Origin of the sequence: Lentibacter sp., from assembly GCF_029254145.1 — a bacterium.
GTDB lineage: Bacteria > Pseudomonadota > Alphaproteobacteria > Rhodobacterales > Rhodobacteraceae > Lentibacter.
On record NZ_JAQWYD010000103.1, the window covers coordinates 1 to 11,232 of the forward strand.

At 57.1% G+C, this 11,232-nt stretch carries 13 protein-coding genes; 11 read left to right on the plus strand and 2 right to left on the minus strand.

All coding sequences use genetic code 11. From position 1 onward, the window contains the following. The 11 genes from P8O11_RS11770 to P8O11_RS11820 form a co-directional block, all read left to right on the plus strand. Positions 1-444 (plus strand): universal stress protein (locus tag P8O11_RS11770; protein ID WP_300294403.1); only part of this gene is annotated, 444 nt, incomplete at its 5' end. Between the two features lie 22 nt (positions 445-466). Then, positions 467-1,054: an ATP-dependent Clp protease proteolytic subunit gene (locus P8O11_RS11775; RefSeq protein ID WP_300294404.1), complete on the plus strand. Its 588-nt coding sequence runs from the start codon at positions 467-469 to the stop codon at positions 1,052-1,054. Between the two features lie 349 nt (positions 1,055-1,403). After that, positions 1,404-1,970, plus strand: coding sequence for a NifU family protein (locus tag P8O11_RS11780; RefSeq protein ID WP_089887803.1), 567 nt, complete (start codon positions 1,404-1,406; stop codon positions 1,968-1,970). After that, entirely contained in the window at positions 1,960-2,538 is a 579-nt protein-coding gene (gene tsaB, locus P8O11_RS11785) for a tRNA (adenosine(37)-N6)-threonylcarbamoyltransferase complex dimerization subunit type 1 TsaB (RefSeq protein ID WP_300294407.1), read from the plus strand. Before P8O11_RS11780 ends, tsaB begins: the two co-directional genes overlap by 11 nt. Further along, on the plus strand, positions 2,528-2,944 hold the full coding sequence (gene rimI, locus P8O11_RS11790) for a ribosomal protein S18-alanine N-acetyltransferase (RefSeq protein ID WP_300294409.1): 417 nt from the start codon (positions 2,528-2,530) through the stop codon (positions 2,942-2,944). The genes tsaB and rimI overlap by 11 nt, the downstream gene beginning before the upstream one ends. A gap of 137 nt (positions 2,945-3,081) precedes the next feature. Then, positions 3,082-4,086: a BMP family ABC transporter substrate-binding protein gene (locus P8O11_RS11795; protein ID WP_300294410.1), complete on the plus strand. Its 1,005-nt coding sequence runs from the start codon at positions 3,082-3,084 to the stop codon at positions 4,084-4,086. A gap of 81 nt (positions 4,087-4,167) precedes the next feature. Continuing rightward, positions 4,168-5,712, plus strand: coding sequence for an ABC transporter ATP-binding protein (locus P8O11_RS11800; RefSeq protein ID WP_300294412.1), 1,545 nt, complete (start codon positions 4,168-4,170; stop codon positions 5,710-5,712). Further along, positions 5,712-6,812 (plus strand): ABC transporter permease, encoded by a 1,101-nt coding sequence (locus P8O11_RS11805; protein WP_300294414.1) that lies wholly within the window; start codon positions 5,712-5,714, stop codon positions 6,810-6,812. The genes P8O11_RS11800 and P8O11_RS11805 overlap by 1 nt, the downstream gene beginning before the upstream one ends. Continuing rightward, positions 6,812-7,789, plus strand: coding sequence for an ABC transporter permease (locus P8O11_RS11810; RefSeq protein WP_300294416.1), 978 nt, complete (start codon positions 6,812-6,814; stop codon positions 7,787-7,789). The genes P8O11_RS11805 and P8O11_RS11810 overlap by 1 nt, the downstream gene beginning before the upstream one ends. Positions 7,790-7,922: 133 nt before the next feature. Beyond that, on the plus strand, positions 7,923-8,843 hold the full coding sequence (locus P8O11_RS11815; protein ID WP_300294418.1) for a sulfite exporter TauE/SafE family protein: 921 nt from the start codon (positions 7,923-7,925) through the stop codon (positions 8,841-8,843). After that, a complete protein-coding gene (locus P8O11_RS11820; protein WP_300294420.1) occupies positions 8,843-9,604 on the plus strand; it encodes a TIGR02186 family protein in 762 nt (253 codons plus the stop codon). Before P8O11_RS11815 ends, P8O11_RS11820 begins: the two co-directional genes overlap by 1 nt. Here the strand turns inward: P8O11_RS11820 and P8O11_RS11825 are convergent. Further along, positions 9,601-10,320 (minus strand): SDR family oxidoreductase, encoded by a 720-nt coding sequence (locus P8O11_RS11825; protein WP_300294422.1) that lies wholly within the window; start codon positions 10,318-10,320, stop codon positions 9,601-9,603. The two genes, P8O11_RS11820 and P8O11_RS11825, sit on opposite strands and share 4 nt — an antisense overlap. Beyond that, positions 10,317-11,232: ATP-binding domain-containing protein (locus P8O11_RS11830; RefSeq protein WP_300294424.1), on the minus strand; the 916-nt coding region annotated here is incomplete at its 5' end. The genes P8O11_RS11830 and P8O11_RS11825, both read right to left, overlap by 4 nt.

Sequence of the window (11,232 nt, forward strand, 5' to 3'; positions counted from 1 at the left end):
CTTGTGGTGCTGGATGACAGCCGCGAATGCCTGAATGCGATGCGCTTTGCAGCGATGCGGGCCGCCAAATCAGGGGGCGGCGTGGAGATTCTCGCGGTGATTCCCCCTGAGGAGTTCAATCACTGGATTGGCGTTGGAGATATTATGCGCGAAGAGGCGAGGGAGCGTATTCATGCGCATTTCGAAGTCTTCGCAAAGTGGATGCGCGATCGTCAGGGCGTGGACCCTGAACTTGTGATCCGCGAGGGCGAACCGATCTCTGAAATACTCAAACAAGTGCAGGCTGACGATGAAATCGGCGTGCTTGTTCTGGGCGCAAGCTCAGATAAAAAGGGCCCTGGCCCGCTTGTGACACAGCTCACCCGTAACGCGGGGACACTTGAAATCCCCATCACGATTGTGCCCGGCGAACTCTCTAAGGAACGCCTCGAAGCCATTACCTAATACGCTGAAAACAGGACATATTATGAGCGATCAAGACAAGAACGACGAAAAAAAAGACGATGATAAAAAGGCCGGTGGCATTGCCCAAAAGCTATTTGATGCGCGTCAGATTTTGATCTGTGAAGCGATTGATCAGAAGATGGCGAGCCGTGTTGTGAGCCAACTTCTGGCGCTCGCGGCAGACAACGACGACGACATCACGCTCTTTCTCAACAGCCAAGGCGGACACGTTGAAGCGGGCGATTCGATCCATGATGTGATCCGCTTTATCAAGCCGCGGGTGAAGATTGTTGGCACAGGCTGGGTGGCTTCAGCGGGGACGCATATTTTCCTCGCGGTCGACAAGGAAGACCGTGTTTGCCTGCCAAACACCCGTTTCCTCATTCACCAGCCGTCTGGCGGCGTTGGCGGCAAGGTCACAGACATTGCAATTCAAGCTGAACAAATCGAAATCATGCGCGCCCGTCTGGCGCGGATCATCTCCGAGCAAACAGGCCAAAAGCTTGAAAAGGTTATGAAAGATATCGAACGCGATCACTGGATGGACACCAAAGAGGCGATGGATTACGGCATCCTCTCCAAAGTGATCCACCACGCATCAGACCTCTAAGACGGTCAGAGTTTTACCTAAAAAGGCCCGCTTTTGCGGGCCTTTTTTATGTGGCCACGCCCTCTAGCCCCTTAAAAAGTGAACATCTCCCTACCCAAGCGGTTTCGGACATTAACCTTCTGATTTTGGGCTAAAAAGAGGGGGGGTGAAAAGCGTGCACAACACGTGCACAAAGCGTGCACCGACCAAACAGGCAAAAGCTTGCCAGAAATTAACCAAACGGACCGCCCGCAGGCGAGAGCAATTCTTAAGGCTTCACGCGCCTACGGCACACTTTAGAAACATTCCAAAACTTGACTTTGCTGGCTGTGAGGCTCATATCTGAGCAAAGAGATAAGGAACCTGCGCCATGTTTATCCAGACTGAATCAACACCAAACCCCGCCACGCTCAAGTTCTTGCCCGGCCAGACCGTTTTGGCGACCGGAACAGCGGACTTCCCGAGCGCGGAAAGCGCAGGCAGCTCGCCGCTTGCCAGCCGCGTCTATGGCGTTGACGGGGTCACAGGCGTGTTTCTCGGCACAGATTTTGTGACCGTGACAAAGGATGATGCCGTGGCTTGGGACCATATCAAGCCTTCGGTTCTTGGTGCGATCATGGAGCACTTCCAATCAGGTGAACCAGCGCTTTCAGACAGCGGCGCGCCAGCGGCTGGCGGCCATGCCGAGCACACAGGTGAAGACAGTGAAATTGTCGGCCAGATCAAAGAGCTTCTGGACACACGCGTACGCCCTGCTGTCGCGCAAGATGGCGGCGACATTACATTTTATGGCTTCGAAAAGGGCGTGGTGTATCTGCACATGCAAGGCGCTTGCGCAGGCTGCCCGTCTTCAACCATCACACTCAAGATGGGTATCGAGAACTTGCTGCGCCATTATATCCCCGAGGTGACAGAGGTGCGTCCAGTTGCCGTCTGAGACACTCGCTTTGGCGTTTGACACATCGGCCGCGCATTGCGCGGCCGCTTTGCTCTTGGGCGAGCGGATACTTGGGACGGCCTATGAGCCGATGAAGCGCGGCCAGTCGGAGCGCTTGTTTGTATTTCTGGAAGAGCTGCTCGCAGCGCATGGATACACGTGGCAGACCTTGGACAAGATCGGTGTTGGCATCGGCCCGGGCAATTTCACGGGCATTCGTATTGCTGTCTCGGCGGCGCGCGGGCTGGCGATGTCACTTGATATTCCTGCCGTTGGCGTGAGCAATTTTGCGGCCGCGCGCCTTGGGGCTGATACGGGCGCAGCTGTGGCCCTGCCTGCCCCTCGAGATCAGGTCTATTTTTCCAGCAACGGCGATGAGGCCAAATTGATTGACGCCACTAGGGCAGGAGACGCACTAGGCCTGCCCGCGCCAGACGACCTCGTCGAACGGATCGCGCGGATTGCGGCGGCGACAGACACGACGACGCCCCCTGCTCCGCTCTATATCCGCGCAGCCGACGCGGCCCCAGCGGCAGATCAGCCTCCACGGATTCTGGATGACGCCTGAAGCGCTGGCGGATATTCACGCTGCGTGTTTTCCTGCGCGGCCATGGACAGCGGAGGAGCTTGAAGCGCTCCTCTCAGAGCCAGGGTCTTTGCTGGAAAGCCAGAAGGAGAAAGGCTTTGCGCTGGCGCGGGTAACGTTGGATGAAGCCGAGCTATTGACCATTGCGGTTTGTCCCAACGCTCAAGGAAGCGGCACAGGGCGCGCGCTCTTGGCGGCGCTTGTGGCGCGCTTGGCAGCGCAAAATGTTGCGCATCTTTTTCTGGAAGTGGCAGAAGACAACGCCCCAGCACGCGCGCTTTATACCCGCGCAGGCTTTGCCGAAGTCGGACGGCGCAAGGGCTATTATGCACGCGCAGGCCAAGCGGCAGTTGATGCGCTGGTGCTCTCGCTCAAACTGCACGTTTGAAAGCTACTGACCAAAGGTCAACCCGCAAGAATCGGTTGACCCTGTCTCCTGAAACCGCCCTTATTAAGCCTGATCACCTGATCTGCTCAATACACGTGGTGGCACAGGCCACCGCGATAAAACTCTGGGAGAACCTCATGACCCTTATTCAAAAACTTCTCGGCGCCACTGCTGCTCTTGCGCTGAGCGCGGGTGCCGTTTTGGCCGAGCCTGCCCTGATCTATGATCTTGGTGGCAAGTTTGACAAATCTTTTAACGAAGCCGCCTTTAACGGCGCAGAACGTTGGGCCAAAGAAACCGGCGGCACATATCGCGAGATTGAGCTTCAGTCAGAAGCCCAGCGCGAGCAAGCTCTGCGCCGTTTTGCCGAAGCGGGCGCAAACCCTGTTGTGACCACAGGCTTTGCCATTGCCTCCTCAATCGAAGAGGTCGCCAAGGACTATCCTGACACGAAATTTGTCAATATTGACGGCTGGTTGCCAGAAATTCCTGCAAACGTGCAGCTGATTGCCTTTCAGGAGCACCAAGGCTCCTACCTTGTGGGTATGATGGCGGCGATGGCCACAAAAACGGGAACTGTCGGCTTTATCGGCGGCATGGATGTTCCACTCATTCGCCACTTTGGCTGCGGCTTTGCCCAAGGTGCAAAGTCTGTGAACGCAGACATCAACATCGTTGCGAACATGACTGGCACAACGCCAACAGCATGGAACGACCCCGTGAAAGGCTCTGAGCTGGCCAAGGCACAGATCAGCCAAGGCGCAGATGTGATCTACGCAGCGGCGGGCGGCACAGGTGTTGGTGTTTTGCAAACAGCGGCCGACGAGGGCATCCTCTCGATTGGTGTCGACAGCAACCAGAACCACCTGCACTCAGGCAAGGTCTTGACTTCAATGCTCAAGCGCGTCGATGTGGCCGTATATAACGCTATGACAGCGGGCGAAGGCCTTGAAACAGGCGGTATGACCGTGCTTGGCCTTGCCGAAGACGGCGTTGGCGTTGCGATGGACGAGCATAACGCGGCACTTGTGACAGCGGAGATGACAGCCGCTGTTGAAGAAGCGCGTGCGCAGATCATTGCGGGCGATCTGAATGTCGTGAGCTACTATGAAAACGACAGCTGCCCAGCGATCCAGTTCTGATTTGAGCAGAGTATAAGACCAGAGGCCGCGCAAAGACTTGCGCGGCCTTTTCGCTCCCGCGGCGGGGGCTTGGGGGATAAGATGACAGAACCTGCGATTGAGCTTAAAGGCATTTCCAAATCCTTTGGCCCTGTTGAGGCCAACAAGGATATTTCGATCCGCGTGATGCCCGGCACGATCCATGGGATCATCGGCGAGAACGGCGCAGGGAAATCCACGCTGATGTCGATCCTCTTTGGCTTTTACAAAGCCGACGCTGGCGAAATTTTCATTCATGGCAAGAAAACCCAGATTCCTGACAGCCAAGCGGCGATTGCAGCAGGGATCGGTATGGTGTTTCAACACTTCAAGCTGGTGGAAAACTTCACGGTCTTGGAAAATGTAATCCTTGGCGCCGAAGACGGTGGGCTCTTGCGGCCCTCACTCGCCAAGGCGCGCAAGACCTTGAAAGAGCTTGAGCAGGAATATGAACTGCACGTGGACCCCGATGCGCTCATTCAGGACATCGGCGTGGGCCGCCAGCAGCGTGTCGAAATCCTCAAGGCGCTCTACCGCAAGGCCGATATTCTCATTCTTGACGAGCCGACTGGCGTGCTGACCCCAGCAGAAGCGGACCAGCTCTTTCGCATTCTCAACCGTCTGCGCGAAGAGGGCAAAACCATCATTCTGATCACCCACAAGCTGCGCGAGATCATGGAGATCACTGATACGGTCAGCGTCATGCGGCGCGGCAAGATGACGGCAACGGTGAAGACCTCAGAGACCAGCCCAGAGCAATTGGCCGAACTCATGGTGGGGCGCAAGGTCTTGCTGCGCGTCGATAAAAAGCCAGCCGCACCCAAAGATACTGTGCTGGACGTCCAAGACCTGCGCGTCACCGACAGCAAGGGGGTCGAGCGGCTCAAGGGCATCTCGCTCAATGTGCGAGCAGGCGAAATCCTCGGGATTGCGGGCGTCTCAGGCAACGGGCAGAGCGAGCTTTTACAAGTGCTCGGCGGAATGCAGAACGGCACGGGGCATGTGCGCGTCAATGGTGAAGAGATCGACCTCACGGGGCGCTTCTCAGACGGGCAGTCACGCCGCGCACGCGGGATTGCCCATGTGCCTGAAGACCGCCAGCGCGAGGGGCTGATCATGGAGTTCACCGCATGGGAAAATGCCATATTCGGCTATCATCGTGACCCAGCCTACCAGCGCGGTCCCTTCATGGACAACGCCACGATCATTGAGGACGCCAAGGGCAAGATCGAGCGCTTTGATGTGCGTCCGCCAAACCCGAAACTGACAGCCAAGAACTTTTCGGGCGGCAACCAGCAAAAGCTGGTTCTGGCGCGCGAGATGGAGCGCAACCCCGATTTGCTTCTCATCGGGCAGCCGACACGCGGCGTTGATATTGGTGCAATCGAATTTATCCACCAACAGATCATTGCGCTGCGCGACGCTGGCAAGGCAATTTTGCTGGTGAGTGTGGAGCTTGAAGAAATCCTCTCGCTGTCAGACCGTATCGCCGTCATGTTTGATGGGCAGATTATGGGCGAGCGCTTGCCAAGCGAGACAGACGAAAAAGAGCTGGGCATGCTGATGGCGGGTATGAACTCAAGTGACAAAAACGGAGCAGCTGCCTGATGGAAAAGATGTCAAAATGGGCGGACGCCACGCTTGTTCCGCTGATCTCGCTTTTGCTCGCGGCCATCCTCTCGGCCCTTGTGATCCTCGCAATCGGGGAAGACCCTGTGGCGGCGCTCAAGCTGATGGTTGAGGGGGCGCTCATGCGTTCCTCTGGCTGGGGCTATACGCTGTATTACGCCACCAATTTTATCTTTACAGGGCTGGCTGTCTCTGTCGCGTTTCATGCGCGGCTCTTTAACATCGGCGGTGAAGGACAAGCCATGATCGCCGGACTTGGTGTTGCGCTCTGCTGCCTTTATATTCCGTGGCCGCACTGGAGCCTTGCGTTGCTTGGCTCCAGTCTTTTTGCAGGGCTTTTTGGCGCCGCATGGGCGCTGATCCCTGCATATTTGCAGGCCAAGCGCGGCTCACATATCGTGATCACCACGATCATGTTCAACTACATCGCCTTTTCTGTGCTCGGCTATATGCTGGTCAATGTTCTGCGCCCTCCCCGCGCGATGGAGCCTGCTTCGGCCAAGTTCCCAGCAGCTACAAATCTGCCCACGTTTGAAGACATGTTTTCCACGGCGGCGGCACCGATGTTCAAGAGTGCCCCTGTCAATGTGAGCTTCTTTGTCGCCCTCGCAGCCTGTGTCTTTGTCTATTTTCTGATCTGGCGTACGCGCCTTGGTTATGAAATTCGCCACTTCGGCTTCTCGGAAACAGCGGCCAATTATGCTGGCACATCGGCCGTGCGCATCACTGTGATTGCCATGTTGATTTCAGGCGCGCTGGCGGGACTTATGGCTGTGAACACAACACAGGGCGAGGCTGAGCGGCTGATCCTCAACTCGACAGAAGGAGCTGGCTTTATCGGCATCGCCGTCGCGCTGATGGGGCGCAATCACCCAGCAGGGGTTTTGCTGGCGGCGCTGCTCTTTGGCTTTCTCTATCAGGGCGGCGCCGAGCTAGCGCTCTGGACCAATATTCCGCGTGAGCTGATCACTGTCATTCAAGCGCTCGTCATACTCTTTACTGGCGCGCTCGATCATATGGTGCGCGCACCGCTGGAGCGGGTGTTCCTCTCCATGCGAAAAAAGAAGGAGGCGCACTGATGGAGCTTCTCACGATCATTCAAGTGCTCGACAGCACCATGCGCCTTGCCACGCCGCTTTTGCTGGCCTGCCTTGCAGGGCTTTACTCGGAGCGCGCAGGGATTTTTGACATTGGCCTTGAGGGCAAGATGCTTGCCGCTGCGCTGTTTTCGGCCGCTGTGGCTTTTGCTTCGGGCAATGTTTGGCTCGGGATGCTGGCAGGGATCGGCGCATCGATGGTGCTTTCGCTTATTCATGGTGTCGCCTCGATCACCTTTCGCGGCAACCAGCTGATCTCTGGCGTCGCGATTAACTTTCTGGCCTCGGGTCTCACGGTTCTGATTGCGCAGGACTGGTTTGCCCAAGGCGGGCGCACGCCGTCGCTTGTCGGGGCGGCGCGCTTTGAGCCGATCGCCCTTCCTGGCGCATTGACGCGCGTGCGTGATATTGCCGAGGCGGGGCCTGTGATGCAGATCTACTCCGAGCTGATTTCAGGCCATACTATCATTGTCTATCTGTCGCTTCTGCTTGTCCCTCTCACATGGTGGGTGCTGTTTCGCACGCGCTTTGGCCTGCGCCTGCGCGCTGTGGGCGAAAACCCTGCCGCTGTCGATACGGCGGGTATTTCTGTTGTGAAACTGCGCTTTGCAGCTGTCATGATCTGCGGAATTCTCTGCGGAATTGCAGGGGCTTATCTGGCCACAGCTTTGCAGGCACAGTTTGTTAAAGAAATGACAGCGGGGCGCGGGTTTATTGCGCTGGCGGCCCTTATTTTTGCCAAGTGGCGGCCATGGCATGCGCTTTGGGCCTGTCTGCTGTTTGGGCTTTTGCAGGCTGTTGCAGTACGCTTCCAGAGCTTTGATGTGGCAGGTGTGACCATCCCTGTGCAGTTTATGGAGGCGCTGCCCTATATTCTCACGGTGGTTATTCTGGCGGGGTTTGTCGGCAAGGCCATTCCGCCGCGGGCGGGCGGGGAGCCTTACGTCAAAGAGCGCTAGGCCAGAGAAAACGCTGCCTAAAGAGCGCCATCCTCCGCCCCAATAGCGCCAGCTTGGGTAAATAGATGTTTCCAGCTGCAATATGCGGGTTCTTACACTTGCAAAGCTGGCAACTGTGGCGCTAGGAAAAGCAATGATGATATACCTGCCCATCGCCGAGGTTTCGGTCAATGCGTTTGTCCTTCTGGGGCTGGGCGGGATTGTGGGCGTTCTTTCGGGTATGTTCGGGGTCGGTGGCGGCTTTCTGATGACGCCACTTCTGTTCTTTATCGGAATTCCCCCTGCTGTGGCTGTGGCGACAGAAGCCAACCAGATTGTCGCCTCGTCCTTCTCGGGCGTGCTTGCACACCTCAAGCGCAAAACCGTTGATCTGAAGATGGGCACAGTGCTGCTTGCCGGCGGGCTTATGGGCGCGGCTGTCGGGGTTGTGATATTCAATTATCTCAAGGCCTTGGGGCAAGTCGATCTGCTCGTGCGGCTCTGCTATGTTGTCTTTCTAGGCGTTGTTGGTGCGTTGATGTTTGTCGAAAGCCTCAACGCCATACGCCGCGCGAAAGGCGCAACCGGCGCGCCAAAGCGGCGTCGCCAGCGCGGCTGGATTTCCAAGATGCCCATGAAGATGCGGTTTCACACCTCAGGGCTCTATATTTCAGTCATTCCGCCGATCATTGTTGGTGTTCTCGTCGGTATTCTCGCCGCAATTATGGGCGTTGGTGGCGGCTTTATTATGGTCCCCGCCATGATCTATATTCTGGGCATGCCGACCAAAGTTGTCGTCGGAACCTCGCTCTTCCAGATCATTTTTGTGACCGCCTTCACCACGCTTTTGCACGCCACGACCAACTTCACGGTGGATATGGTGCTTGCGGTTCTGCTGCTCGTCGGGGGCGTCATTGGCGCACAGATCGGGGCGCGTATCGGCGTCAAGATGAAGGCCGAGCAACTGCGCATCCTGCTCGCAATTATGGTGCTCGTCGTCTGCGGCAAGCTCGCGATGGACCTTCTGTTTCAGCCAGCCGAGCTCTACTCTATCGGCGCGGCGGGGGGCCACTGATGCGTTTTGCTTTGGCTCTTGTCTGTCTGGTCATGGCAACCGTGGCGTCTGCTGAGAACGTCGTGCTGGGCCTGAGCCAGAGATCCGTCTCCATCACCACAAATTTTGACGGCTCAGAGATCCTGATATTTGGCGCAGTCAAACGCGAGGCCGCCTTGCCAGAGGGCGATCCCATCCAAGTGGTTATTGCGGTTTCAGGGCCAAATCAGCCGCTAACGGTGCGCCGCAAAGATAAGCGCTTCGGGATCTGGATCAACACGGCCGAAGTTGAAGTGGACAGCGCGCCTGCCTTTTACGCCATCGCCACATCTGCGCCCTTTGCCGAGGCACTGACTGATACCCAAGATCTACGCCACCGTGTCTCTATTCCACGTGCGATCCGCTCAGTCGGCGCACCAAAGGATGTTGAAAACGCCGTCGACTTTACCAAAGCAGTGATCCGCATCCGCAAGGAAAACGGCCTTTACCAGCTGCGCGAAAACAGCATCGAGGTCACCGAGCAGACACTCTTCAAGACTTCTATTTCAATGCCTGCCAATCTGACGGAAGGCGACTATCAGACGCGCATTTTTCTCACCCGCAGCGGCGAAGTTGTTTCAGAATACAACACGGTGATCGAAGTGAAGAAGGTAGGACTTGAACGCTTTTTATTCAATCTCTCGCGTCAACAACCGCTGATCTATGGCCTGCTTTCACTCGCCATCGCGATCTTTGCAGGCTGGGGGGCTTCGGCTGTCTTCCGCGTCTTTCAGCGCAACTAGCCCCGCCCGATATAGGGCATTTTCGTCGCCATTAGGGTCATGAACTGCACATTCGCCTCAAGCGGCAATGTGGCCATGCTATAGACCGCCTCGGCCACATGTCGTACGTCCATCATGGGCGGTGGGTTGTCGGGCGTCTTGGCGGCAAGCTCCTCCAAAAGCGCAGTGCGCGCATTGCCAATGTCAATTTGCCCGCAAGCGATATCAAGGCTGCGCCCGTCAAGAGAGAGCGCCTTGGTCAGGCCGGTAATAGCGTGTTTGGTTACGGTATAGCTGACCGCATTTTCGCGCGGCGCATGGGCCGAGACGGAGCCATTGTTGATGATCCGTCCGCCTTGCGGGCTTTGGGCACGCATCTCGCCAAAGGCGGCGCGGGCCGCATAAAACATGCCATTGAGGTTCACATCAACTGCCGCATGCCATGCCTCAAGCGGCAGCTCGTCAATCGGAGCGGCCATGCCAAAGCTGCCAGCATTATTAAAGAGCACATCCAGCCGCCCAGCCTTGCCCATGAACTCTTTGAAAGCCGCTTCAACGGCGCTGGCGTCTGTCACATCACAGGGAAGCACAACAGCGCCTGCCTGTCCCGCCGCGATTTCTTCAAGCGGGGCAATGTTGCGCGCGAGAAGGCCAACACACCAGCCCTTGGCCAGAAAGTGCTCAGCTGTGGCGCGCCCGATGCCCGCGCTTGCGCCTGTGATCAGGATCGTTTTCATAGCTCTTCCTCGGCTTCCAGTTCCAACTTCGGCGCAGGCACGACCAGATCAGCCGTGGTCAGCGGCGCTGTCGGCTTTGAGAGACGGTTGCGCACGACCCAGAGGAGCCGCTCTTCTGCGCGGGTGATTGCCACATAGGCGAGCCGCTTCCAGAGGGGTTGGCCCGCCTCGGAGCGCCCCATGCGCGCGGCGGCGTAGAGATCGGGCGCAAAGACTTGCACATCACGCCATTGAGAGCCTTGGGCCTTGTGGATCGTCACAGCGGCGCCATGCAAAAAGGCCGCGCCCATACGGGCGGCAAAGGGGATAAACGGTTCTTCTTCATCAGGTTTTTCGATTTTCACGATGGACGCAGCACTGATCTGCGGGTCTTGGGCCCCCATCACGTGCAGCCGCGAGAATCCGGGTTTGCGCCCCTGGCCAAGGAAAATCACTTGCGCGCCTTTGATCAAACCGCGCGCTTCTAGATCGAGCCGTTTTTTGCGGTGTTTCATCGGCAACTCAATACCGTCACAAATCAGCGGTTCGCCCTCAAGCAACGCATCTTCGGGCGCGCCGTGCACTGCGCGAAATGCATTGATCAGGCGAATGCGGGTGGCGTTGCGCCACACCAGAACCGGACTGCGGGCCATCAGATCGACTTCGACGCGCTGGCCCCAAACGACGCGCTCGTCCTTTTTCGAAAAGTCCTCAACCATCTTTTCGAAATCGCTAAATTCGAGGCTCGGATCAGCAAGCGCATGCGCCAGATCCAGAATTGGATTGTCTGCCGTCTGACGGTGCACACGTTCAAGGTTCAGCACGCGCGGCGCAGGCAGTTTTTCAAAAACCATAGCACCTGATTGTTTGACCGGTGCCAACTGGGCCGGATCACCAAACAGCAGCAACGTCGGAAAAATCTCTTTTAAATCC

Bases quoted from the DNA above. Each gene is read 5' to 3' on its own strand.
- P8O11_RS11775 (WP_300294404.1), top strand. From the start codon at position 467: ATGAGCGATCAAGACAAGAACGACGAAAAAAAAGACGATGATAAAAAG.
- P8O11_RS11780 (WP_089887803.1), top strand. From the start codon at position 1,404: ATGTTTATCCAGACTGAATCAACACCAAACCCCGCCACGCTCAAGTTC.
- rimI (WP_300294409.1), top strand. From the start codon at position 2,528: ATGACGCCTGAAGCGCTGGCGGATATTCACGCTGCGTGTTTTCCTGCG.
- P8O11_RS11795 (WP_300294410.1), top strand. From the start codon at position 3,082: ATGACCCTTATTCAAAAACTTCTCGGCGCCACTGCTGCTCTTGCGCTG.
- P8O11_RS11800 (WP_300294412.1), top strand. From the start codon at position 4,168: ATGACAGAACCTGCGATTGAGCTTAAAGGCATTTCCAAATCCTTTGGC.
- P8O11_RS11805 (WP_300294414.1), top strand. From the start codon at position 5,712: ATGGAAAAGATGTCAAAATGGGCGGACGCCACGCTTGTTCCGCTGATC.
- P8O11_RS11810 (WP_300294416.1), top strand. From the start codon at position 6,812: ATGGAGCTTCTCACGATCATTCAAGTGCTCGACAGCACCATGCGCCTT.
- P8O11_RS11815 (WP_300294418.1), top strand. From the start codon at position 7,923: ATGATGATATACCTGCCCATCGCCGAGGTTTCGGTCAATGCGTTTGTC.
- P8O11_RS11820 (WP_300294420.1), top strand. From the start codon at position 8,843: ATGCGTTTTGCTTTGGCTCTTGTCTGTCTGGTCATGGCAACCGTGGCG.
- P8O11_RS11825 (WP_300294422.1), bottom strand. From the start codon at position 10,320: ATGAAAACGATCCTGATCACAGGCGCAAGCGCGGGCATCGGGCGCGCC.